The sequence below is a fragment of the Pseudomonas sp. 14P_5.3_Bac1 genome (assembly GCF_025466135.1).
Classification (GTDB): Bacteria; Pseudomonadota; Gammaproteobacteria; order Pseudomonadales; family Pseudomonadaceae; genus Aquipseudomonas.
This window is the reverse complement of record NZ_JANLOF010000069.1, coordinates 1-24087: the sequence shown is the minus strand read 5'-3', so window position 1 is coordinate 24087 and position 24087 is coordinate 1. Positions and strand designations below refer to the sequence as shown.

The window sequence follows — 24087 nt, the reverse complement described above, 5'->3', positions numbered from 1 at the left end:
CGTAAGCCCCGGCTTTTGTTACGTGAAAATTCAGCGGTAACAGTTTTTTCACATCTGAGGGTGTTACCTGTGGGGGCGCCCCCTCAACTCTCGCTGGCCACGCCGGTTTTGCGACGCGGAATGCCCAGGCGCTGGCGCCGTTCCCACAGGCACTTGCGGCTCACGCCCAGCTTGCGCGCCAGCTCGGTCTCGGTCATGTGGTCCTGGTGCTCAAGAACGAAATGCTGGAAGTAATCTTCCAGTGACAAATCTTCCGTCGGCTCGTGGCTGGTATTGCTACCGCCGCCCTGTTGTGGGGCCAGGCCGATGAAGTCGTCGTCTTCCAGGTCACTCAACTCGATGTCGATGCCCAGCAGCTCGGCAGAAATCTCCGGGCTCTCCGACAGAATCACCGCGCGCTCGACCGCGTTCTCCAGCTCTCGCACGTTACCCGGCCACGAATAGTGACGAATCGCCTGCTCGGCGTCCGGGGCAAACTTGAGGTCGGTACGGTTGATCCGCGCGCTCTGGCGCAGCAGGAAGGCGCTGGCGATTTCGTTGACGTCGGCACCACGCTCACGCAGGGCCGGCAGCTTGAGGGCGATCACGTGCAGGCGGTAATACAAGTCTTCACGGAACTGGCCGATCTTGGCCAGGCTCTTGAGGTCGCGGTGGGTCGCGGCGATCAGGCGAACATCGACCTTTTGCGATTGCACCGAACCTACACGGCGAATTTCGCCTTCCTGCAACACGCGCAGCAAGCGCGCCTGGGCTTCCAGCGGCAGTTCGCCGATTTCGTCGAGGAACAAGGTGCCGCCGTCCGCCGCTTCGACCAGGCCCGCACGCCCGGCGCTGGCGCCGGTAAACGCGCCTTTTTCGTGGCCGAACAGTTCGGACTCAATCAGCGATTCAGGGATCGCCGCACAGTTCACCGAAATCATGGGGGCCTTGGCGCGTTTGGACAGGTTGTGCAGGGCACGGGCGACCAGTTCTTTACCGGTGCCCGACTCGCCCTGAATCAATACATTGGAGTCGGTGGGCGCGACTTTGCGAATCTTGCTGTACAGGTCCTGCATCGGTGGGCAGGAGCCGATAATGCCGATTTCGCCATTGCTGTTGTTGACGCCGGGCTTGTCCGCACCGCTCGCGGTCTTGCCGGCGGGGCGCTGTTCGGCGGGCGCGCTGCTGGCCGACTGACGGTCGCGCAGAATGCGGGCCACGGCCTGCAGCATTTCGTCGTGGTCGAAAGGCTTGGCGATGTAATCCACCGCGCCCATCTTCATCGAGTCCACCGCCGAACGCAGGCTGGCGTAACTGGTCATGATCAGCACCGGCGTGCCCTGGCCAAGCTTGATCAGCTCGGTGCCTGGCGCGCCCGGCAAACGCAGGTCGCTGACAATCAGGTCGAACGTGGGAATGCTGAATCGCTCTTGGGCTTCCTGCACCGAGCCGGCTTCGCTGACCTGATACTGATTACGTTCAAGCAGGCGACGCAAGGCAGAGCGGATAATTGTTTCGTCTTCGACGATCAAAATGTGCGGCATTGATTCAATTCTCTCGACGGTCTCAGTTCACAGCGGACGTCGCTTCGACATGACGCGGCAAGGTCACCCGAATACGGGTGCCGCGTTGGCTTTCGGTGTCAGCCGGGCTGTCGATGGTGATTTGTCCATAATGCTCTTCAACGATGGAATAGACCAGTGCAAGGCCCAGACCGGTACCTTCACCCGGGTCCTTGGTGGTGAAGAAAGGTTCGAACAATCGGTCCATGATGTTCTGTGGAATACCGCTGCCTTCATCCTCCACGATCAGATCGACCGTGTGCTCGAAAGCCTCGCTCTTGACGCGTACCGCGCTGTGCGGCGGGGACGCGTCACGGGCGTTGGACAGCAAGTTGATCAACACCTGCGCCAAGCGTTGGGAATCGCCGTCGACCCAGTGGTCCGGGTCGCACAGATTGAAGAACTGTACTTCGAAATTGCGCCGGTTCAAGGCCAGCAGCCCAATGGCATCCTGCGCGACTTCGGCCAGGCACACGGCCTCGTCCTGATTCTGATGAGCGCCGGCATGGGCGAAGCTCATCAACGACTGCACGATGCGTGAAACGCGCTTGGTCTGCTCAAGGATCTGCCCGCTGATTTCGGTGATTTCGCCGTCCTCTTCGCGCTCTTCCCGCAGGTTCTGCGCCAGGCAGGCGATACCGGTGATCGGGTTGCCAATCTCGTGGGCCACGCCTGCCGCCAAACGACCAATGCTGGCCAGGCGCTCTGAGTGCACCAGCTTGTCTTCGAGCATTTGCGTGTCGGTCAAGTCTTCCACCAGCAGCACCAGGCCGCTGTTGCCGGGTGCCAGCGGTTCGTCGATCGCCGCTTTGTGCAGGTTGAGCCACCGCGTCTGGCCGTCGAGTGCCAAGTGCTGCTTGTGCAAATGCTCGTCGGGCAGGTTGATAAAGCCCTGCAGCAGTTCTTTCCACGGATCGCCCAGGGTGTTCAGGCGCGAACCCACTACCCGCTGGGCGGCGATGCCGGTCAATTCTTCCATGGCCTTGTTCCACATCAGGATCTCTTGATCCTTGGCCAGGGAGCACACGCCCATCGGCAGTTCCTGCAGGGTTTGGCGGTGGTAGCGGCGCAGGGCGTCGAGTTCGGCGGCAAGGCCGGTGAGGCGCGAGTGGTAATCCTCCAGCCGGCTCTCGATGAAATGGATGTCTTCGGTGACGTAGTTTTCGCCGCCAGCCTTGTAGGGCAAGAACGTTTCGACCATGTCCTGGGACACGCTTGGCCCCATCAGCCCGGACAGGTTGGCCTCGATACGGTCACGCAAGCGTCGCAGCGCATACGGGCGGCGCTCGTCGAACGGCAGGTAGAGGTCGCGCAGTGCCTGTTCGACTTCCTTTTGCGCGGCTTTCGCACCCAGCGGCTTGGCCAGTTGCGTGGCGAACTCCTGGGGTGAGGCGGCATGCAGCTCGCGGCGTTGCGGGCGGCGTACGTTGTCCACCGCGCAGGCTTCGGCGGCGCTGGTTTCTTCGGGGCTGGCGTTGGTGAACAGCGAGATCAAGGTGAACATCAAGACGTTGGCAGCCAATGAAGCGATGGCGGCCATGTGCCAACTGGTGTCGTCCAGCACGTAAATCATGTTCAGCAACGGAATGTAGAAACCCTGCAGGTTGCCGACCAGCGGCAACAGCATGGTAACGATCCACACCAGAATCCCCGCCAGCAGGCCGGCGATAAATCCGCGGCGATTAGCGGTCGGCCAGTACAGCACCGACAACACGCCCGGCAGGAACTGCAAGGTGGCAACGAACGCAACAATGCCGAGGTTGGCAAGATCTTGCCCGGCGCCCAGCAACAGGTAGAAGCCATAACCGGCCATGATGATCGCAACGATCAGCGCGCGGCGCGTCCACTTCAGCCAGCGGTAGATGTTGCCTTCGGCCGGCGGCTGATACAGCGGCAGCACCAGGTGGTTGAGCGCCATGCCCGACAGCGCCAGCGTGGTCACGATGATCAAGCCGCTGGCCGCCGACAAACCGCCGACGTACGCCAGCAACGCCAGGGATTTGCTGTTGGCGGCAATACCGACGCCGAGGGTGAAGTATTCCGGATTGGTGGTTGCGCCCAGCTTGAGGCCGGCCCACAGGATCAGCGGCACCGCCAGGCTCATCAGCAGCAGGAACAGCGGCAAGCCCCAGCTTGCACTCACTAATGAGCGCGGATTGAGGTTCTCGGTGAAGGTCATGTGGTACATGTGCGGCATCACAATCGCCGAAGCGAAGAACACCAGCAACAGCGTGCGCCATGGGCCTTCCTGCAGCGGCGTGTGCAGGGCGGCGAGGGCGGTCTGGTTTTGCAGCAGCCACAGCTCCAGCTGTTGCGGGCCGTCGAACACGCCATACAGCGCATACAGGCCGACGCCGCCGATGGCGATCAGCTTGATCACCGACTCAAAGGCAATCGCAAACACCAGGCCCTCGTGTTTTTCACGGGTGGCGATATGGCGCGAACCGAAGAAAATCGTGAACAGGGTGATCAGCGCGCAAAAGGCCAGGGCGACGCGATGTTGCACGGGCTCACGGGTCAGGATGCTGATGGAATCTGCCACGGCCTGGATCTGCAAGGCCAGCAGCGGCAACACGCCGAGCAGCATGAAAATCGTGGTCAGCGCGCCAGCCCAGGTGCTGCGAAAGCGGAAGGCAAACAGGTCTGCCAGGGATGAAAGCTGGTAGGTACGGGTGATTTTCAGGATCGGGTACAGCAACACCGGCGCCAGCAGGAACGCGCCGGACACCCCAAGGTAACTGGACAGAAAGCCGTAGCCGTACTGATAGGCCAGGCCCACGGTGCCATAAAACGCCCAGGCGCTGGCGTAAACGCCCAAGGACAAGGTGTAGGTCAACGGATGGCGAATGATCGCCCGCGGAATCATTCCGCGCTCACTGATCCAGGCCACGGCGAACAGCGCGGCCAGGTAGGCGGCGCTGATCAGCAGCATCTGGGTGAGGCTAAAGCTCATCGGCATCTTTTTGGCTCTGCAGGATGAAGGTCACGACGATCAGGATCAGCCACAGCAGATAAGGGCGATACCAGGCGCCCGTGGCGTCGATCCACCAATCCATGATGGCGGGGGAAAACAGGTAGATCCCGACGACCAGCAGCAGGACCAATCGATAGATGTACATATTGGCCTCTGATTAAAAAACTGCCGCGATGGTAACGGATGGCTGGCAAGCTGCAAGCGCCTTCAGCGCAATTGCGCTTCGGCCAGCGTGAGTGTGCGCGGGATCAGGGTTGCATCCCAGTGCGCAATGCCCCAATCGAGCAGTTCCCGTGGGCTGGCGTGCAGCAGTTCAGCTCCGGCGGGCTGGCCGAGGGCGCGCAATGCCCTTAACAGCAAAGGCGTGGCCTGGTCCGGTGTCAACGGCGGGGAACGGTAGGTTTTGCCCAACTTGTTACCGTCCGGCTGCACGATCAACGGCACGTGCAGGTAGCGCGGCTGGCGCAGGCCCAGCAGTTCTTGAAGGTAGAGCTGGCGTGGCGTGGAATCGAGCAGGTCGGCGCCGCGCACGATGTCGGTTACGCCTTGCCAGGCGTCGTCGAGCACGACGGCCAATTGATAGGCATACAAGCCGTCGCGGCGACGGATGACGAAATCGCCTGCGTCGCGGCCCAGGTGCTGTCGGAATTCGCCCTGTACGCGGTCGGTAAAGTGGTATTCCAGCTCGGGTACGCGCAGGCGAATGGCCGCGTGGTGCTGATCGTGCCCGGCATTGCGGCATAAACCCGGGTAAATCCCGTGGTAGGGCTCCAGCTGTTTGCGCGAGCATGTGCAGGCGTAGGCCAGGCCGTGGTTGAATAGGCCGTCGAGGACTTTGGCGTAGGCATCATGCCGCTCGCTTTGTCGGACCAGTTCGCCATCCCACTCGAAGCCGTAGCTTTCCAGGGCGTGCAGGATCGCCGTCTGGGCGCCGGGTTCTTCACGCGGCGGGTCGAGGTCTTCCATGCGCATCAGCCAGCGGCCGTGATTGGCGCGGGCATCGAGGTAGGAGGCGAGGGCGGCAACCAGCGAGCCGAAATGCAAATGGCCGCTGGGCGTGGGGGCGAAACGCCCGATATAGGTAGAGGCTGTCATGGGCCGGATACTACTGGAAAATCGGTAAACGCCAGAAACAAAAATGGGGCGTTTGCACGCCCCATTCGTTCAGCCCGGCAGGATTATTTGCCGACCTGTTTTTCCTTGATTTCAGCCAAGGTTTTGCAGTCTACGCACAGGTCCGCGGTTGGGCGGGCTTCCAGGCGGCGAATACCAATCTCGACGCCGCAGGATTCGCACCAGCCATATTCCTCGTCTTCGATCAGTTGCAGCGTTTTGTCGATTTTCTTGATCAGCTTGCGTTCACGATCACGGGCGCGCAGTTCGAGGGCGAATTCCTCTTCCTGGCTGGCACGGTCTGCCGGGTCCGGGAAGTTGGCGGCTTCGTCCTTCATGTGGTCAACGGTGCGGTCGACCTCTTGCATCAAGTCCTGCTTCCACTTTTGCAGGATCTTGGTGAAGTGCTGGCGCATGGGCTTGCCCATGTACTCCTCACCTTTCGTTTCGACGTAAGGTGTGAAGCCACTGAGGCTCTGCTGCTGTTGCTTTGCTTGGGTGGACATGAATAGACCGCCTCTCACTCTTCTAATCCATTGCGCAGGATTGCAACGTCACCGACACCTGCCGGCCCTGCGGCTGCAAGCGGGCGAACTTACCAGATAGATTCGGGGTGCGCCACTCCCGGTTGTCGAGGCCCAACTTGGCGGGGGTGCAAACTGCAACAGCCCGCCATGGCTGGGTATAGCGTGTCTCGAATGTTGATTTTAGTCGTTTTGCAAGCGCTTGCTCGGTTCGTCATGGACGGCCGAGCAGGCAATAGAGCATGTTTTACCGCGAGGGTTCGGTAGAATCCTGATTTTGTCCTCACCGTTAAGGAAGGCTAATGGCTCAGCCCTACAGTGCGCGCAGTCGCGCCATCGAACCTTTTCATGTCATGGCGCTGCTGGCGCGAGCCAATGAGCTGCAGGCAGCCGGCCATGACGTGATCCACCTGGAAATCGGCGAGCCGGATTTCACCACGGCCGAGCCCATCATCCAGGCCGGCCAGGCGGCGCTGGCCAACGGCAAGACCCGCTACACCGCAGCGCGCGGGTTGCCGGAGTTGCGCGAGGCCATCAGCGGTTTCTACCAGCAGCGTTACGGGCTGAACATCGATCCTGAGCGCATTCTGATCACTCCCGGTGGTTCCGGTGCGTTGCTGCTGGCGAGCAGCCTGCTGGTCGATCCGGGCAAACATTGGTTGCTCGCCGACCCGGGCTATCCGTGCAACCGACATTTTCTGCGCTTGGTGGAAGGCGCGGCGCAGCTGGTGCCGGTTGGCCCGGATGTGCGCTACCAATTGACCGCCGAGTTGGTGGCCAAACATTGGGACCAGTACAGCGTGGGCGCGTTGGTCGCTTCCCCGGCCAACCCCACCGGCACGATCCTTACGCGCGACGAGTTGGCAGGGTTGTCCAGTGCAATCAAGGCGCGCGACGGCCACTTGGTGGTGGACGAGATCTATCATGGCCTCACGTACGGCACCGATGCCGCCAGCGTGCTGGAAGTGGACGACGACGCGTTCGTCCTGAATAGTTTTTCGAAGTATTTCGGCATGACTGGCTGGCGCCTCGGTTGGCTGGTGGCGCCGCCCGCGGCGGTGGGTGAATTGGAAAAGCTCGCGCAAAACCTCTACATCAGCGCGCCGAGCATGGCCCAGTACGCGGCACTGGCGTGTTTTACCCCGCAAACGTTGAGCATTCTGGAGCAGCGCCGCGCCGAATTCGGTCGCCGTAGGGATTTCCTGCTGCCGGCCCTGCGCGAACTTGGATTCGGGATCGCCGTAGAGCCGGAAGGGGCATTCTATTTGTATGCCGATATCAGCGCGTTCGGCGGTGATGCCTTCGCGTTCTGTCGGCATTTCCTCGAAACCGAACACGTGGCGTTTACGCCCGGGCTGGATTTTGGCCGCTATCAAGCCGGCCACCATGTGCGTTTTGCCTACACGCAAAATATCGATCGGCTACAACAGGCGGTAGAGCGTATCGCCCGTGGTTTGCGGAGCTGGCAAGGCTGATGCGTTTTCATCCTCCTCTCGAAGAAGCGCGGCTGATCCGCCGCTACAAGCGTTTTCTCACCGATATCGAAACCGTTACCGGCGAGTTGCTGACTATTCACTGCCCGAACACCGGCTCGATGCTCAATTGCATGGTGGAGGGCGGCCAAGTCTGGTTCAGTCGCTCCACGGACCCCAAGCGCAAGTTGCCCGGCACCTGGGAAATTGCCGAAACGCCGCAGGGGCGTTTGGCGTGCGTCAACACGGCGCGCGCCAACCAACTGGTCGAGGAGGCGTTGCGCGCCGGGGTGATCACTGAGCTCAATGGGTTTACCGCCTTGAAGCGCGAAGTGCCTTATGGCCAGGAAAAAAGCCGCATCGATTTTCGCCTCGATTACCCGCAGGGCGCGGCGTTTGTCGAAGTCAAAAGCGTCACCCTGGGCTTTGATGACACGGCGGTGGCAGCCTTCCCCGATGCGGTGACCCAGCGCGGCGCCAAGCACTTGCGTGAGTTGGCGCACCTGGCACGTGAAGGGGTGCGGGCGGTGCAATTGTATTGCGTCAACCTGTCGGGGATCGAGGCGGTGCGCCCGGCGGTTGAAATCGACGCCGGTTACGCTGCGGCATTGCGTGAAGCCAAGGCCGCCGGTGTGGAGGTATTGGCCTACGGTGTGCGAGTCACGCCTGAGGAAATTGTTGTGGAACGTCGCTTGGATGTACTGATCAGCGACTAGAGTTGCACCCACAGGCCCTGTGCGTCTTCGCGGCCGGGCAGGGCGGTGAGGCTCTGGCCCGCGCAGGGGCCGGCGATGCATTCGCCGCTTTCGATCAGGAACAGCGCGCCGTGAGTGGCGCACTGGATCAGGCTGGCGCTGGTGTCGAGGAACTGATCGGGTTGCCATTCCAGCGCGATGCCGCGATGGGGGCAACGGTTGATATAGAAGTAGGCAACGCCGTCCCGGCGCACGGCCAACAGTTTGCAACCGTCGATCTCGAAGCCGAGGCTGCTGTTGGCTGCAAGGGTGTCGGAGGTGCAGAGAAACTTCATTTCAATCCTTAAGTGCCTTGACGTTCAAATGCAAACAATTATCAAATGCCGGCTTCGCCCCGCCCCTGGAAGGAAACCCTGTTATGCGTCTGAGTACCAGCGCTATTGCGTTTGTTGCCTCTCTGCTGGTCCACCACGGGGCGCAAGCCTCTGAACTGCCGCAACGCTGGGTGAGTGCCGGTGGAGCACTGTCGGAATGGGTGACGGCCTTGGGCGGCGAATCGAAACTGGTGGGCGTGGATACTACCAGCCAGCACCCGGAATCGCTGAAGGCCTTGCCGAGCATAGGTTACCAGCGCCAGTTGTCGGCGGAAGGCATTCTCAGCCTTCGCCCGCAAATACTGGTCGGCACCGAGGAAATGGGGCCGCCGCCGGTACTTGCGCAAATTCGCGGCGCCGGCGTGCAGGTGGAAATGTTTTCGGCCGAGCCGGACCTGCCAACCCTGAAAGGCAACTTGCAGCACCTTGGCAAGTTGCTGGGCAGTGAGGCTAAAGCCAACGAATTATTTACCGGATATGAACAAGCACTCGAGCAGCAGAAGCGCTGGGTCACTCAGGCCCAGGCCACGCAAAAAGCCCCGGGTGTGCTGTTGGTGCTCGGTCATGCGGGCGGCAAGCCGCTGATCGCAGGTAAAGACACCGCCGCCGATTGGCTGTTGCAGCAGGCGGGCGGACGCAACTTGGCCACCCATACTGGCTACAAACCTTTCTCGGTGGAGTCGTTGGCGGGGCTGAGTCCTGATGTGCTGGTATTTGCTGACCGTGCCTTGACCGGCGATGCAGCGCGCGCAGCGCTGTTCAAGGAAAACCCGATTTTGGCCTCAACGCCGGCGGCCAAAAATGGCCGGGTGTTTGAGCTGGACCCCACCCTGCTGGTGGGCGGCCTGGGCCCGCGTGTGCCGCAAAGCCTGGTGCAACTGTCTGCCGGGTTCTATCCGTCCCAGGCTAAACCTGCTCCATGACCCCTCTGGTTAAGCCGAAAACACTGTTTATCGGGCTGGCGCTGTTGTGTGTATTGGCAATCTGGCTCTCATTAGCCTTGGGGCCGGTCAGCCTGCCGTTGCTGGACACACTCACGGCCGCGTTGCGCTTGATGGGCGTGCCGATTGCAGCCGATGGCCTGGAGCAGGCCGAATTGATCCTGGGGCAGATTCGCCTGCCGCGCACATTGCTTGGCCTGGCGGTCGGCGGCGTGCTGGCGTTGTCGGGCGTGGCGATGCAGGGGTTGTTCCGTAATCCGCTGGCGGATCCCGGGCTGGTCGGGGTGTCGAGTGGCGCGGCGCTGGGGGCGGCGATTGCGATTGTCGGGGGTTCGTTTTTTGGCGGACTGCCGGATGCGTTCGGGCCTTACCTGCTGTCGCTGTGTGCGTTTCTCGGTGGTTTGGGAGTGACTGCGCTGGTCTATCGCCTGGGGCGCCGTAACGGCCAGACCAATGTTGCGACGATGCTGCTTGCCGGCATCGCGCTCACGGCCCTCGCCAGCTCGGCGGTCGGGCTGTTTACCTATTTGGCCGACGACGCCACTCTGCGCACCCTGACGTTCTGGAACCTGGGCAGCCTCAATGGCGCGAGCTACTCGCGGTTGTGGCCGTTGCTGCTGGTGAGCGCGGGTGTCGCGCTTTGGTTGCCGCGCCGCGCCAAGGCGCTGAATGCCTTGTTGCTGGGTGAGTCCGAGGCCAGCCACCTGGGGATTGATGTGGAAGGGCTCAAGCGTGAGCTGGTGTTCTGCACCGCTTTGGGCGTGGGGGCGGCAGTAGCGGCGGCGGGGATGATCGGGTTTGTCGGGCTGGTGGTCCCGCACTTGGTGCGGTTGCTGGCCGGGCCCGACCATCGTGTGCTGTTGCCAGCCTCGGTGCTGGCCGGCGCGAGTTTGTTGCTGTTTGCAGATTTGGTGGCGCGCCTGGCCTTGGCGCCCGCGGAGTTGCCGATCGGCATTGTTACGGCGTTTATCGGTGCGCCGTTTTTTCTTTTTCTGTTGTTGCGAGGACGCGCCTGATGCTGCGAGTGGAAGCGCTGCAGATCCGGCGTGGTCGCAAGACTGTGTTGGCCGATGTCAGCCTGGACCTGTTACCGGGCCAGGTACTTGGCGTGCTAGGCCCCAATGGTGCTGGCAAAAGCACCTTGCTCAGCGCGCTGTGCGGTGAGCTGCACCCTGATCAGGGCGCGGTGTGGCTGGATGAGCAGGCGCTCAAGAGCTGGACCGGCCCGCAGCGCGCCCAGCGCTTGGCGGTATTGCCGCAAACCTCGACCCTGGACTTTGCGTTTCGCGTTGAAGAAGTTGTCGGCATGGGGCGTTTGCCGCATCAGACCGGGCGCGTGCGTGACGACGAGATCATCCGTGCGGCGTTGCAGGCGGCGGACATCAGCCATTTGAGCGGCCGTAGCTACTTGGCGTTGTCTGGCGGGGAGCGCCAACGTGTGCACCTGGCGCGGGTATTGGCGCAACTATGGCCGGGCGAGGCGGGGCAGACGTTGCTGCTGGATGAGCCGACGTCGATGCTTGACCCTTTGCATCAGCACACGACCTTGCAGGCTATTCGCAGTTTTGCCGATCGAGGCGCGGCCGTACTGGTGATCCTCCATGACCTGAATCTGGCTGCGCGTTACTGTGATCGCATTCTGCTGCTGGAAGGCGGGCGTCCGCATGCGTTGGATACGCCCGCACACGTCTTGCGACCTGAGCCGCTCAAGGCTGTGTTTGGGCTGGATGTGTTGGTGCAGCCGCACCCGGAGCGTGGGCATCCGTTGATTATCGCGCGCTGAGCCTCACGGTTTTATAGGCGTTTTACAGGCAAAAAAAGACCCGGCAAGAGCCGGGTCAAATAACCGTGATTAGCCTGATGAGGAGATAATCTGAGAGTCCGAACCAATGGTCTTTCAGTTATCGGCTGATCTCGCGACCAGTTGTGATAATCATAACGATTCTCATTTGAGAGTCAACATTTGTTTTTGCTCGACCTGCGGATTTTCTCAAACAGGCGTTCGTAATGCCTGTAAACGTTGAGTTTTATCGCTGAGCTAATTCTTCTGACGTGCCGAAATCGCATCCAGCTGGCGGTTCAGCGCTTCCTTTCGCTCCGCGGGAATGTCGTTCCAGTGCACATCCATCAATGCGCCTTCAATGGCGTACAGCAATACCTTCGACGCCCGGAAACCGCGAGTTCGCACTGCACGGTAGGCATCGACCGCTCCCAGGCGGCGCAAGTCAGACGCGCTGTGGATGCCCACCGCATGCAGCCACTGCGCCGACGTCTTGCCAAGGTTTTTCAGGTGTTGCAGCTCATCGTTCATCAAGCCTCCTTGCGACGGCCGAATGGTTCGGTGGGTATCGTGACCAGGCAAGCCTGAAAAGGAGTGTAGCGCTCAGTAGGAAAAGCGTAGTTCTTTGGTCAGGAACGGCTGAAACGCTTATAAGAATGCTCAGGAGGTTTTAAGCAGAGGCACGGCGAACCACCCGGCACACTTGATGCGTAGCCGGGGGCGGGCATATGGCGTCACTTGGTGCGATAGCGCAGGCGAGTACCGAAATTAACCGACATGAGGATTTCGTCGGCGGTCAGTTCAGGTGGAAAGTAGGTGCCGGAAATTTGTGCATGCGCCAGGCTGGCGCCTTCCAGTGAGCAGTCGCGTAGATCCAGGCCACGCAGATCGGCAGAACGGAAATACGCATCGGTGAAATCTACGCCCGTGGCGTTCAGGTCGCGCAAGTCCAGCCCACGAAAGTCACCGCCACGCATGTCGATGCTGCCGTCTTTGGGCCGTTCCTGGTTGAAGCCTCGAATGTCGTCCTTGTGCAGGAGCGCGTAGAGCGGAGTATCAAGAAGCTTGGGCTGACTCATGACGGCGACTCCTGTTGGAATTATGACGCCATTATAGTGCCACTATTGCTCGGTCGTGCACCGTAGATCGGTGACACGACCAAGAAATATTTCTTACAGGCCTGGCAGGCGTTGGCGAATATGCGCCACCAGAGCATCCAGGGTTCCGCTTTCATTGGTCTCTACACGCTTGCTGAGCAACAATTCTTCAGCCGTCAGCGGGTCTCGGTTGGCCTGCTGCTCTTCAATGATGGTCAGCGTCGCGTCGGAAGGGTCGTTCTTGTCCGCCTGACGTTGTGCCAACCAGCTGGCGATAACGGCTTGCGGTGCATTGCAATCCAGGATCAGGAATGGCGCGCCGGTGGCCTCGGCAATCTTCGCGGCGGCGTCGCGCTGTTCACGTTTGAGGAAGGTGGCATCCAGTACGACCGGGTAGCCGGCGCGCAAGACGATATCGGCGATTTCATTCAGGCGAGCATAGGTTGCTGCGCTGGCGTCGGCGGCATAGATGCCGGCCTGTGGTGTGTTTTCCACGTGCTGTTCGCCAAACAGGCGTTTGCGTTCCACATCCGAGCGCAGGCGCACGGCGCCCAAGGCTTCCACCAGGCGCATGGCAACGTGGCTCTTGCCGACTGCCGATACGCCGTGGGTAATTGCCAGGAAGCGCGAAGGAATAGTGCTGTAGCTTTCGGCCAGGTTGGCGTAGTTGCGGTACTGGCGCAGGGTAGTGGCGCGCTGCACCGGGCTTGCCTCGCTCGGCATGCTGAACAATGCAACCTTGGCGCGTACCAGCGCCCGGTACGCTTTATAGAAGTTCAGCACTTCCAGGCCTTGATAATCGCCGGTCAGTTCCAGGTATTGGCTGATAAAGCGACGTGCCAGGGATTTGAGGCCACGGTCTTCCAGGTCCATCGCCAGGAAGCCGGTGTCGGCGTACACATCGGTGAAGCGGAACGGCTCGTTGAACTCGATGCAGTCGAAGATGACGACTTGGCCGTCGATCATCGTCGCATTGCCCAAGTGGATATCGCCGTGACATTCACGCGTGAAGCCCTCGAGCTTGCGCTGCGCCAGCAGAGGCTTGAGGCGCTCGAAGCTGCTTTCGGCCCAGGCCTGCAGAGCTTCAAGCTGGGCCAGGTCGGCCTTGTCGCTGAGGAAAGGACGGATCTGATCGAAGTTCTGGCGCACCGGCGCCATCACCTCGTCCGGGGTGCCGGCCGGGTGCGCCTGTGGAACCTTTGGTGCGGTGAGGTGGAAATGCGCAATCTGCTTGGCCATTTCATCGATGTGCGCGCTGGTCAGTTCGCCGTTGGCTTGCAAGGTGCTCAGCAGTTGGCTTTGCGGGAACTGGCGCATTTTCAGCGCGTACTCGATTACCGGGCCATCGCCGCCCAGTTGCGGAGCCTCGGCGGTGCCGGTAATTGGCAACACTTCAAGATACAAATCTTCGGTCAGGCGCTGGTTGAGGCGTAGTTCTTCGTTGCAGAAGTGCCCCCGGTCGTCCAGTTGGGTGAAATCCAGAAAGCCGAAGTTCATCGGCTTCTTCAGTTTATAAGCGAAGGGGCCAGTCAGAATGACCCAGGAAATATGGGTCTCGATAACTTGAAACGCTTCAACCGGATGGGGATACAAAGCCGGGTTTTGCAGGGCAGCGATCAGGGACTGGCTCACGGGCGATCCTTCAAAGTCTGGGGGAAATCATGGCGGGCATTATGGCGGTTACAGCCGGTCGTGCAAACCGCTGTCCGGCTCATGTTGATCATCAATAAAGTGCGTATAATCCGCCGCCATGACTCGAACCCGATCTCCCCGTTCCCGTAAAAAACCTCCTTCCCGCGGCCTGCGTCCGTGGCTGGGCTGGGCGCTCAAGCTCAGCCTGGTGGGCCTTGTGGTGCTCGCCGGCTTCGCGGTGTACCTCGATGCCGTGGTCCAGGAGAAGTTCTCCGGCAAGCGCTGGACCATTCCGGCCAAGGTGTACGCACGCCCGCTGGAACTGTTCACCGGCCAGAAGCTGAGCAAGGATGACTTTCTCACCGAGCTCGACGCCTTGGGTTACCGCCGCGAAGCCGTGAGCAATGGCCCTGGCGCCGCGGCCGTCAGCGGCAACACCGTCGACTTGAATACCCGCGGCTTCCAGTTCTATGAAGGCCTGGAAAAAGCCCAACCGGTACGCGTGCGCTTCTCTGGCGATTACGTCGCCGAGCTGTCGTCGCTCAATGGTTCGAAGTTGCCTGTGGTGCGCCTGGAACCGCTGCTGATCGGCGGCATTTACCCCAAGAACCTGGAAGATCGCATCCTGATCAAGCTCGATCAGGTGCCGCCGTATCTGCTTGAAACACTGGTTGCCGTCGAAGACCGCGACTTCTACAGCCACTGGGGCGTCTCGCCCAAGTCGATTGCCCGCGCCATCTGGGTTAACACCTCTGGCGGCAAGATGACGCAGGGTGGCAGTACGCTGACGCAACAATTGGTCAAGAACTTCTACCTGACCAACGAGCGCAGCCTGACCCGCAAGCTCACCGAAGCCATGATGGCGATGCTGCTGGAGCTGCATTACAGCAAGCAGGAAATCCTCGAGGCTTACCTCAACGAAGTATTCGTCGGCCAGGATGGCCAGCGCGCCGTTCACGGCTTTGGCTTGGCCAGCCAGTTCTTCTTCGGTCAGCCGTTGTCCGAGTTGAAGCTGCATCAGGTTGCGTTGCTGGTGGGCATGGTCAAGGGACCGTCCTATTACAACCCGCGTCGCAACCCGGAGCGTGCGCTTGAACGTCGTAACCTGGTGCTGGACGTACTCGAGCAGCAGGGCGTGGCTACCGCTGAACAAGTCGCGGCCGCAAAGAAAATGCCACTGGGTGTAACCACTCGCGGCAAGCTGGCCGACAGCTCCTTCCCAGGCTTTATCGACTTGGTCAAACGTCAGTTGCGCGAAGATTACCGCGACGAAGACTTGACTGAAGAGGGCCTGCGGATCTTCACCAGTTTCGACCCGATTTTGCAGATGAAAGCCGAAGCGTCGGTCAACGATACCTTCAAACGCTTGACCGGCCGCAAGGGCGCCGATGAAGTCGAGGCGGCCATGGTGGTGACCAACCCGGAAACCGGTGAAGTCCAGGCCATGATCGGCAGTCGCCAGGCCAGTTTTGCCGGTTTCAACCGTGCGCTGGATGCCGTGCGGCCGATCGGCTCGCTGGTCAAGCCTGCGGTCTACCTGACGGCCCTGGAAAAACCGAGCAAATACACCCTGACCAGTTGGCTCTCAGATGACCCGTTGTCGGTCAAAGGTGCCGATGGCCAAGTGTGGACGCCGCAGAACTTCGATCGCCGCTCTCACGGCACGGTGTTCCTGTATCAGGGCCTGGCGCATTCCTACAACATCTCCACCTCACGCCTCGGGCTGGAAGTCGGGGTGCCGAATGTGTTGAAAACCTTGGGCCGCCTGGGCATCAACCGTGAATTCCCGTCGTTCCCATCGATGCTCTTGGGGGCTGGCGCCATGACCCCGATGGAAGTGGCCACGATGTACCAGACCCTCGCCAACGGCGGCTTCAATACCCCGATGCGCGGTATCCGCAGCGTGCTGACTGCCGAGGGCGAGCCGCTCAAGCGCTATCCGTTCCAGATTCAGCAGCGCTTTGATGCAGGCTCCATTTACCTGATCCAGAACGCCATGCAGCGCGTAATGCGCGAAGGCACCGGGCGCTCGGTTTACAGCGTGCTGCCGTCGAACCTGACGCTGGCGGGCAAGACCGGTACCAGTAACGATTCGCGTGACAGCTGGTTCGCAGGCTTCGGCCAGGACGTGCTGGCCGTGGTTTGGCTGGGACGTGACGACAATGGCAAGACGCCGTTCACCGGTGCCACCGGTGCGCTGCAGGTCTGGACCAGCTTCATGCGCAAGGCCGACCCGCTGCCGCTGAACATGCCGCAACCGGACAACATCGTGCAGGCCTGGATTGATCCGCACACGGGGCAGGGCTCCGATGCCAACTGTCCGGGCGCGGTGCAGATGCCGTATATTCGCGGCAGCGAGCCACCACCCGGCGCCGCATGCGGTGGCAGTGCCCCTGCTGACGCGGAATCGGTGATGGATTGGGTCAAGGGCTGGATGAACTAAGCAAAGAGGGTTTCACGTGAACAAGTGGTTGATTCCAGCTATTACAGCTCTGGCAGTGCTCAGCGGTTGCTCCAGCGTGCAGCGCGGTTCGATTCCCGTGGTGGATTCGAGTACCACCGTTTCCAATAACGATCGCATTTCGGCCAACGGCGGCTTCCGTCAGACCGTGGTCAAGCGTCCGGCCCAAGCCACACCGCAGGCCATGCCGCAGGATTCGGGTGTGGTAGTGATGGTGCCGGGCGGTGGTGCTGCAACGTCGGCGCCGATCAGCGCCGAGCCGTGGACCCCAGGCCCAAGCACGTCGGGGCCGGTTGATTCCACGCCGATCCAGACGGCGCCGGTTAACCAGGGTACCTACAACATGCCGTCGACGCCGAGCGGTATTCCGTCGTCGTCGAACGCGGGCGGCCTGTCGGCTGATGAGCAACTGGACGGACCAGTGCTCTCGCTGTTGACCACCGCCCAGCAACAGCAGGCCGGTGGTGATTTGAACGGCGCTTCGTCCAGCCTTGAGCGTGCCCAACGCGTGGCACCTCGCGAGCCGCAAGTGTTGTATCGCCTGGCCCAAGTGCGTATGGCTCAAGGCGATGCGCCGCAAGCCGAACAGTTCGCCCGTCGCGGCCTGAGCCTGGCCAATGGTCGTCCCGATCTGCAAGCCAACCTGTGGGCCCTGATTGGTGACGCGCGTGCTGCCCAAGGCGATGCTGCCGGTGCTGCGCAGGCTCGCCAGAAAGCCAAGGTCAGCCTCTGATGGATGCGCGTTTTCCTGCGATTGCCGAACAGTTATTGCTGATCGAGCGCGAATTACGCGTGCAGGGCTGGTGGGACGAGGTGTCCCCCAGCGCAGAGGCGCTCAGCAGTGTCGAGCCTTTTTCGGTTGATACCCTGGATTTTCATCAGTGGCTGCAATGGATCTTCCTGGTGCGCATGAAGCAGATCCTCGAGCAGGATCTGCCGTTGCCTAATGCGTCGGGGATTCTGGAGATGGCGGAGATGGTTTACGCCGATCGCCCGCGTGAGAGCCTCGGTTTGCGTAATGCGCTGAAAAAGTTCGACCAATTGATCGTCGACGCTCGTTAATTGCCTGACTGCCGGGTTTTCCGGCAGTCTTGCGCACATTTCTACCGCTTGACGACATTCAGGCGAGTTTTATCCCTCCTCAAACCCCTTTAATCTACGTTCTCATGCGCTTAGTTGGAAAAAAGCGCAATTATTGCTTGACTTGAAGGGGCTGAAACAGAAGAATCCAAAGTCCGCTGTATCGGGACTGCCAGAAGCAGACCCGCTCAGCAGATCATGAGGCGCATATCCGCGCCGACCTGTAACACCCGCAACGCGTTACCTCGCGCTGGGTGGGAAAAGCCCGCAACACTTGGGACGATCCCAATACTTGCTCAGTCAGTGCTGACGTAGTCGGCGACCACCGTCGCTCATGCTCTGTTGAGAAGTAAACCTATTAAGACCCGTCGGTTTTTAACGGACGGTATTCTGGCGTTTTAGAGGTGAACAACGTGGAGCTTTTATCTGGCGGTGAGATGCTCGTCCGCTTTTTGCGTGACGAAGGCGTCGACTATATCTACGGGTACCCAGGTGGTGCTCTGCTGCATGTTTACGACGCACTGTTCAAGGAACCGGCTGTTACCCACATCCTGGTTCGCCACGAACAGGCCGCGACCCATATGGCTGACGGTTACGCCCGTGCCACCGGTAAAGCCGGTGTGGTACTGGTGACGTCCGGCCCAGGCGCAACGAATGCCATTACCGGCATCGCGACTGCGTATATGGACTCTATTCCGATGGTGATTATTTCCGGCCAGGTCGCAAGCACCATGGTGGGTACCGATGCATTCCAGGAAACCGACATGATCGGTATCTCCCGGCCGATCGTGAAACACAGCTTCATGATCAAGCATGCCTCGGAAATCCCGGAAGTCATGAAAAAGGCGTTCTACCTTGCACAGTCCGGTCGCCCGGGCCCTGTTGTGGTCGATATCCCGAAAGACATGACCAACCCGGCTGAAAAGTTCGAATACATCTTCCCGAAGAAAGCCAAGCTGCGTTCCTACAGCCCGGCTGTTCGTGGGCACTCGGGGCAAATCCGCAAGGCGGCAGAAATGCTTCTGGCGGCCAAGCGCCCGGTGCTGTACTCGGGCGGTGGCGTGATCCTGGGTGGCGGTTCTGCGCCGCTGACCGAACTGGCCAAGCTGCTCAATTTGCCGGTCACCAACACGTTGATGGGCCTCGGCGCATTCCCGGGCACGGACCGTCAGTTCGTCGGCATGCTCGGCATGCACGGCAGCTACACCGCCAACCTCGCCATGCATCACGCCGACGTGATCCTGGCAGTGGGCGCGCGTTTTGATGACCGTGTGATCAACGGCGCGAGCAAGTTCTGCCCGAATGCCAAGATCATCCATATCGACATCGACCCGGCGTCCATCTCCAAGACCATCAAGGCCGATGTGCCGATCGTGGGTCCGGTAGAAAGTGTGTTGACCGAGATGGTTGCCGCGCTCAAGGACATCGGCGAAACGCCGAACAAGGAATCCGTTGCCAGCTGGTGGAAGCAGATCGACGAATGGCGCGGTGACCGCGGCCTGTTCCCTTACGACAAAGGCGACGGCAGCGTTATCAAGCCACAAACCGTGATCGAAACCCTGTGCGAAGTGACCAAGGGCGATGCCTTTGTAACTTCCGATGTGGGCCAGCACCAAATGTTCGCCGCGCAGTACTACAAGTTCGACAAGCCTAACCGCTGGATCAACTCCGGTGGCCTGGGCACGATGGGCTTTGGTTTCCCTGCGGCCATGGGTGTGAAGCTGAGCTTCCCTGACACCGACGTCGCGTGCGTCACCGGTGAGGGCAGCATCCAGATGAACATTCAGGAGTTGTCGACGTGCTTGCAGTACGGCCTTCCGGTGAAGATCGTCTGCCTGAACAACGGCGTACTGGGCATGGTTCGTCAGTGGCAGGACATGAGCTACGGCAGCCGTCACTCCCATTCCTACATGGAATCGCTGCCAGATTTCGTAAAATTGGTTGAAGCCTATGGCCACGTCGGCATTCGCATCACCGATTTGAAAGATCTGAAGCCGAAGATGGAAGAGGCGTTCGCCATGAAGGACCGCCTGGTGTTCCTCGATATTCAAGTGGATACCAGCGAGCACGTCTACCCGATGCAGATCAAAGACGGCTCTATGCGCGACATGTGGCTGAACAAGACGGAGCGTACTTAATCATGCGGCACATTATCTCCCTGCTTCTGGAGAACGAACCCGGCGCTCTGTCTCGTGTTGTCGGCCTGTTTTCGCAACGCAACTACAACATCGAAAGCCTGACCGTGGCGCCGACCGAAGACCCGACCCTGTCGCGCCTGACGTTGACCACCGTGGGCCACGATGAGGTGATCGAGCAGATCACCAAGAACCTCAACAAGTTGATCGAAGTGGTCAAGCTGGTCGATCTTTCGGAAAGTGCCCACATTGAGCGTGAGCTGATGTTGGTTAAGGTCAAGGCTACGGGTGCCCAGCGTGCCGAGATTAAACGGACTACTGACATTTATCGCGGGCAGATCGTCGACGTGAGCGCCAGCGTTTATACCGTTCAACTGACCGGTACAAGCGACAAGCTGGACAGTTTCATCCAGTCGATCGGGACGGCCTCGATTCTGGAAACCGTACGCAGTGGTGTCACCGGGATTGCCCGTGGCGACAAAGTACTCAGCATCTAACCCAAATTAGCGAATGGCCTTACGGCCTGGATATATAGAGGAACCTCATGAAAGTTTATTACGATAAAGATTGTGACCTGTCGATCATCCAGGGCAAGAAAGTCGCCATCATCGGCTACGGTTCCCAGGGCCACGCCCAAGCGTGCAACCTGAAAGATTCCGGCGTTGACGTCACTGTCGGCCTGCGCAAAGGTTCGGCCACTGTTGCCAAGGCTGAAGCCCATGGCCTGAAAGTGACCGACGTTGCTTCCGCCGTTGCTGCTGCTGACCTGGTTATGATTCTGACCCCGGACGAGTTCCAGTCCTCGCTGTACAAGAATGAAATCGAGCCGAACATCAAGAAGGGCGCCACCCTGGCCTTCTCCCACGGCTTCGCGATTCACTACAACCAGGTTGTTCCACGTGCTGACCTCGACGTGATCATGATCGCGCCGAAAGCCCCGGGCCACACCGTGCGTTCCGAGTTCGTCAAAGGCGGCGGTATCCCTGACCTGATCGCGATCTACCAGGACGCCTCGGGCAACGCCAAAAACGTTGCACTGTCCTACGCAGCTGGCGTGGGTGGCGGTCGTACCGGCATCATCGAAACCACCTTCAAGGACGAGACTGAAACCGACCTGTTCGGCGAGCAAGCCGTTCTGTGCGGCGGTACCGTTGAGCTGGTCAAAGCTGGTTTCGAAACATTGGTTGAAGCTGGCTACGCGCCAGAGATGGCCTACTTCGAATGCCTGCACGAACTGAAGCTGATCGTTGACCTCATGTACGAAGGCGGTATCGCCAACATGAACTACTCGATCTCCAACAACGCCGAATACGGCGAGTACGTGACTGGCCCGGAAGTGATCAACGCCGAGTCCCGTCAGGCCATGCGCAACGCTCTGAAACGTATTCAGGACGGCGAATACGCCAAAATGTTCATCAGCGAAGGCGCAACCGGCTACCCTTCGATGACCGCCAAGCGTCGTAACAATGCCGCTCACGGTATCGAAGTCATCGGTGAGCAACTGCGCTCCATGATGCCGTGGATCGGTGCCAACAAGATCGTCGACAAAGCCAAAAACTAAGTCGTACGCATCAACAGAAAACGCGGCTTAGGCCGCGTTTTTTCGTTTGAGGGGCTGGTTCTGGTATAAAGCTGCATCGTTTGCGGGCGAACACTCGCCGCAAGTTTCTGTCGAATTTTTTTCACACCGTTGCAAGGTAAAATCCATGAGCGAACGTCCCGAAGAGCCACACCAGGCCTCTGACGCCGAAAGCCTGCTGCCGATCGATGAGCATGTCGAAGAAGGGCATGACGCGGAAGGTCGCAAGGTCCGGCATCGTGGCATCTATCTTCTGCCTAACCTGTTCACCACCGCGAACCTGTTTGCCGGCTTCTATTCCATCATCAACTCCATGAGCGCCCAAAGTGCGCTGGCGGCGGGTGATGCGGTGAGTGCCAGCAAGTATTTCGGTTTTGCCGCCATCGCAATCTTCGTGGCCATGGTGCTTGATGGCCTTGACGGCCGTGTGGCGCGCATGACCAACACGCAAAGTGCCTTTGGCGCCGAGTACGACTCGCTGTCGGACATGGTCGCTTTCGGGGTCGCACCGGCGCTGCTGGCGTTTGCCTGGGCGCTGGGGGATATGGGCAAGGTCGGCTGGATGGTCGCCTTCATCTATGTCGCCGGCGCCGCTTTGCGTCTGGCGCGCTTCAATACGCAGGTGGGTACCGCTGACAAGCGTTACTTCATCGGCCTTGCCAGCCCGGCGGCGGCGGGCGTGGTGGCGGGTATTGTCTGGGCATTCAGTGACTATGGAATCCAGGGCTCGAAAATGTCGTTCCTGGTGGCCTTGATGGTGGCTGCGGCCGGCATGCTGATGGTCAGCAACATCAAGTACAACAGCTTCAAGGAGTTCGACCTCAAGGGGCGCGTGCCTTTCGTGGCGATCCTGGTGGTGGTGCTGGTGTTCGCTGTAGTGTTCAGCGACCCGCCGCGTATCCTGCTGCTGGCGTTCCTGGTCTACGCCGCTTCGGGGCCGATTCAGTACTTGCTGCATCTGCGCCGCGACAAAACATTGTCTTAATGTAATGTCCGCCATACTCCGCAGTCTATTGGTGCATCAGTCCTCCAATGCTGCGGAGTTGCCATGTTAATCAAGATCCCCAAAGCGTCCGATTGTCACGAATCGGATGTCACGCCTGAATCCTTCTATTTATCTCGCCGCAGCTTGCTCGGTGGTGCGCTTGCTGGCGTCGCTGCCAGTACTTTGCCGCGCTGGGCCAGTGCTGACGATGCAGCGCGTTATGCCGACGTCGAGCCGGGCAATGCCCCGAGTTGGTTTGCCCAGAAGCTGCCAGGCACCCAGTGGCAGGCTGTTACGGTAAAGGACGAAGCCATCACGCCGTTCAAGGACGCAACCCACTACAACAACTTCTATGAATTCGGTACTGACAAGGGGGACCCGGCGAAGAACGCGGGTTCACTCAAGACCGAGCCCTGGAGTGTGGTGATTGATGGAGAGGTCGGCAAGCCGGGGCGTTATGCCTTGGAAGACTTTATGAAGCCTTATCAGTTGGAAGAACGCATCTACCGTTTGCGCTGCGTCGAGGCGTGGTCGATGGTGATTCCGTGGATGGGTTTCCCCCTTTCCGCCTTGCTCAAGCAGGTGGAGCCGACCTCCAAAGCCAAGTACATCCGTTTTGAAACGCTCCAGGACCCCAAAAGCATGCCGGGGCAGCGCTCAAGCTTCGGCTTGATCGACTGGCCATATGTAGAAGGGTTGCGCCTGGACGAGGCCATGAACCCATTGGCTATCCTTGCCGTTGGCATGTACGGGCGTGAATTGCCTAACCAGAACGGCGCGCCACTGCGTCTGGTGGTGCCGTGGAAGTATGGCTTCAAGAGTGTGAAGTCGATTGTGCGGATCAGTCTTGTAAGCGAACAACCCAAGACGACCTGGCAGAGCATCGCGGCCGATGAGTATGGGTTCTACGCGAACGTGAATCCTACGGTCGACCATCCTCGTTGGACTCAGGCGCGAGAACGTCGCCTGCCCAGCGGCTTGTTCAGCCCGAACGTGCGTGAGACGCAAATGTTCAATGGCTACTCGGATGAGGTCGCTTCTCTTTATACGGACCTCGATCTGCGGAAGAATTACTGATGCGTTATCCGATCTGGCGCATAGGAGTATTTATAGCCGCGGCGATATGGCCATTTTTCTGGTTGTACGAGGCGTGGAGTTCTGTGCTAGGGCCTGACCCAGGCAAAGTGCTGATGGATCGGTTGGGGCTTGGGACCTTGGTTCTGTTGCTGATCACGCTGAGCATGACGCCATTGCAGAAGCTTAGTGGGTGGGCGGGGTGGATTGCTGTCCGCCGGCAGCTGGGTCTCTGGTGTTTTGCGTATGTGGTTTTGCACCTGGCGGCTTACTGCGTCTTTATCCTGGGACTCGATTGGTCGCAATTCGGGGTGGAGCTGCGTAAGCGGCCCTACATTATTGTGGGCGCGTTGGGTTTCCTCTGCTTATTGGTGCTGGCAGTGACCTCCAATCGCTATAGCCAGCGTCGACTTGGCAGTCGTTGGAAGAAGCTGCATCGCTTGGTGTATGTGATCCTTGGGCTTGGTTTGCTGCATATGTTGTGGATTGTGCGGGCCGATCTGAAGGAGTGGGCAGTATATGCATCTATAGGTGCGCTGCTTTTGGCCCTGCGTATTCCGCCTGTCATGCGCCGGATTCCCCGCCTTATCGCGAAAAAACCAGTTTCTGCACCAAAAGCGTAATTAGTGC

General features: G+C 59.9%; 23 protein-coding genes. 14 read left to right on the top strand and 9 right to left on the bottom strand.

Features of this window, described 5'->3' with window-relative positions:
- Window positions 1–83: 83 nt before the first annotated feature.
- The 5 genes from NTD89_RS18360 to dksA all read right to left on the bottom strand — a co-directional run bounded on the left by NTD89_RS18360 (window position 84) and on the right by dksA (window position 6134).
- The gene (locus tag NTD89_RS18360) at window positions 84–1523 is read right to left on the bottom strand and encodes a sigma-54-dependent transcriptional regulator (RefSeq protein WP_145162098.1); all 1440 of its coding nucleotides are present in this window, start codon (window positions 1521–1523) and stop codon (window positions 84–86) included.
- Between the two features lie 22 nt (window positions 1524–1545).
- Window positions 1546–4500 carry a sensor histidine kinase gene (locus NTD89_RS18355; protein WP_162530298.1) on the bottom strand — a complete coding sequence of 985 codons (2955 nt, stop codon included), beginning with the start codon at window positions 4498–4500 and terminating at the stop codon, window positions 1546–1548.
- Entirely contained in the window at window positions 4484–4660 is a 177-nt protein-coding gene (locus NTD89_RS18350; RefSeq protein WP_003176118.1) for a hypothetical protein, read from the bottom strand. The genes NTD89_RS18355 and NTD89_RS18350 overlap by 17 nt, the downstream gene beginning before the upstream one ends.
- Window positions 4661–4722: 62 nt before the next feature.
- Window positions 4723–5610 carry a tRNA glutamyl-Q(34) synthetase GluQRS gene (gene gluQRS / locus NTD89_RS18345; protein ID WP_262208921.1) on the bottom strand — a complete coding sequence of 296 codons (888 nt, stop codon included), beginning with the start codon at window positions 5608–5610 and terminating at the stop codon, window positions 4723–4725.
- Window positions 5611–5693: 83 nt separating this feature from the next.
- The gene (dksA, locus tag NTD89_RS18340; protein WP_034100675.1) at window positions 5694–6134 is read right to left on the bottom strand and encodes an RNA polymerase-binding protein DksA; all 441 of its coding nucleotides are present in this window, start codon (window positions 6132–6134) and stop codon (window positions 5694–5696) included.
- Between the two features lie 320 nt (window positions 6135–6454).
- On the opposite strand from dksA, the gene NTD89_RS18335 reads away from it, so the two are divergent.
- Window positions 6455–7627: a pyridoxal phosphate-dependent aminotransferase gene (locus tag NTD89_RS18335; protein WP_262208919.1), complete on the top strand. Its 1173-nt coding sequence runs from the start codon at window positions 6455–6457 to the stop codon at window positions 7625–7627.
- The gene (gene sfsA, locus NTD89_RS18330; protein ID WP_262208918.1) at window positions 7627–8340 is read left to right on the top strand and encodes a DNA/RNA nuclease SfsA; all 714 of its coding nucleotides are present in this window, start codon (window positions 7627–7629) and stop codon (window positions 8338–8340) included. The genes NTD89_RS18335 and sfsA overlap by 1 nt, the downstream gene beginning before the upstream one ends.
- Here sfsA and NTD89_RS18325 read toward each other — a convergent pair.
- Entirely contained in the window at window positions 8337–8654 is a 318-nt protein-coding gene (locus tag NTD89_RS18325) for a Rieske (2Fe-2S) protein (protein ID WP_145162090.1), read from the bottom strand. The genes sfsA and NTD89_RS18325 overlap by 4 nt on opposite strands.
- A gap of 83 nt (window positions 8655–8737) precedes the next feature.
- On the opposite strand from NTD89_RS18325, the gene NTD89_RS18320 reads away from it, so the two are divergent.
- Genes NTD89_RS18320 through NTD89_RS18310 form a run of 3 tightly spaced genes read left to right on the top strand, consistent with a single transcriptional unit; the run spans window position 8738 to window position 11417 of the window.
- Complete coding sequence (locus NTD89_RS18320) at window positions 8738–9616, top strand: hemin ABC transporter substrate-binding protein (protein WP_262208917.1); 879 nt, start codon at window positions 8738–8740, stop codon at window positions 9614–9616.
- On the top strand, window positions 9613–10650 hold the full coding sequence (locus tag NTD89_RS18315) for a FecCD family ABC transporter permease (RefSeq protein WP_262208915.1): 1038 nt from the start codon (window positions 9613–9615) through the stop codon (window positions 10648–10650). The genes NTD89_RS18320 and NTD89_RS18315 overlap by 4 nt, the downstream gene beginning before the upstream one ends.
- Window positions 10650–11417, top strand: a complete 768-nt coding sequence (locus NTD89_RS18310; RefSeq protein ID WP_262208913.1) for a heme ABC transporter ATP-binding protein — start codon at window positions 10650–10652, stop codon at window positions 11415–11417. The genes NTD89_RS18315 and NTD89_RS18310 overlap by 1 nt, the downstream gene beginning before the upstream one ends.
- 255 nt (window positions 11418–11672) lie before the next feature.
- Here NTD89_RS18310 and NTD89_RS18305 read toward each other — a convergent pair whose 3' ends face one another.
- The 3 genes from NTD89_RS18305 to NTD89_RS18295 form a co-directional block, all read right to left on the bottom strand.
- Entirely contained in the window at window positions 11673–11945 is a 273-nt protein-coding gene (locus tag NTD89_RS18305; protein ID WP_010562703.1) for a TfoX/Sxy family protein, read from the bottom strand.
- Between the two features lie 203 nt (window positions 11946–12148).
- The gene (locus NTD89_RS18300; RefSeq protein WP_106579232.1) at window positions 12149–12493 is read right to left on the bottom strand and encodes a pentapeptide repeat-containing protein; all 345 of its coding nucleotides are present in this window, start codon (window positions 12491–12493) and stop codon (window positions 12149–12151) included.
- Window positions 12494–12586: 93 nt separating this feature from the next.
- Window positions 12587–14143, bottom strand: coding sequence for an AAA family ATPase (locus tag NTD89_RS18295; RefSeq protein WP_145162078.1), 1557 nt, complete (start codon window positions 14141–14143; stop codon window positions 12587–12589).
- A 118-nt stretch (window positions 14144–14261) separates the two neighbouring features.
- Between NTD89_RS18295 and mrcB the strand changes: the two genes are divergently transcribed.
- The 9 genes from mrcB to msrQ all read left to right on the top strand — a co-directional run bounded on the left by mrcB (window position 14262) and on the right by msrQ (window position 24080).
- Window positions 14262–16586, top strand: a complete 2325-nt coding sequence (gene mrcB, locus NTD89_RS18290; protein ID WP_145162075.1) for a penicillin-binding protein 1B — start codon at window positions 14262–14264, stop codon at window positions 16584–16586.
- Between the two features lie 16 nt (window positions 16587–16602).
- Window positions 16603–17337: a tetratricopeptide repeat protein gene (locus NTD89_RS18285; RefSeq protein WP_145162072.1), complete on the top strand. Its 735-nt coding sequence runs from the start codon at window positions 16603–16605 to the stop codon at window positions 17335–17337.
- Window positions 17337–17666 (top strand): YqcC family protein, encoded by a 330-nt coding sequence (locus NTD89_RS18280; protein ID WP_145162069.1) that lies wholly within the window; start codon window positions 17337–17339, stop codon window positions 17664–17666. Before NTD89_RS18285 ends, NTD89_RS18280 begins: the two co-directional genes overlap by 1 nt.
- Window positions 17667–18097: 431 nt before the next feature.
- On the top strand, window positions 18098–19822 hold the full coding sequence (locus NTD89_RS18275; RefSeq protein WP_106579404.1) for an acetolactate synthase 3 large subunit: 1725 nt from the start codon (window positions 18098–18100) through the stop codon (window positions 19820–19822).
- 2 nt (window positions 19823–19824) lie between these two features.
- Complete coding sequence (ilvN, locus tag NTD89_RS18270) at window positions 19825–20316, top strand: acetolactate synthase small subunit (RefSeq protein ID WP_003176102.1); 492 nt, start codon at window positions 19825–19827, stop codon at window positions 20314–20316.
- A gap of 47 nt (window positions 20317–20363) precedes the next feature.
- Window positions 20364–21380, top strand: a complete 1017-nt coding sequence (ilvC, locus tag NTD89_RS18265) for a ketol-acid reductoisomerase (RefSeq protein ID WP_003194132.1) — start codon at window positions 20364–20366, stop codon at window positions 21378–21380.
- 145 nt (window positions 21381–21525) lie between these two features.
- The gene (gene pssA, locus NTD89_RS18260) at window positions 21526–22383 is read left to right on the top strand and encodes a CDP-diacylglycerol--serine O-phosphatidyltransferase (protein ID WP_145162066.1); all 858 of its coding nucleotides are present in this window, start codon (window positions 21526–21528) and stop codon (window positions 22381–22383) included.
- A 63-nt stretch (window positions 22384–22446) separates the two neighbouring features.
- Window positions 22447–23460 (top strand): protein-methionine-sulfoxide reductase catalytic subunit MsrP, encoded by a 1014-nt coding sequence (gene msrP, locus NTD89_RS18255; RefSeq protein ID WP_262208909.1) that lies wholly within the window; start codon window positions 22447–22449, stop codon window positions 23458–23460.
- Window positions 23460–24080, top strand: a complete 621-nt coding sequence (gene msrQ, locus NTD89_RS18250; protein WP_145162060.1) for a protein-methionine-sulfoxide reductase heme-binding subunit MsrQ — start codon at window positions 23460–23462, stop codon at window positions 24078–24080. Before msrP ends, msrQ begins: the two co-directional genes overlap by 1 nt.
- The last annotated feature ends 7 nt before the right edge of the window (window positions 24081–24087 follow it).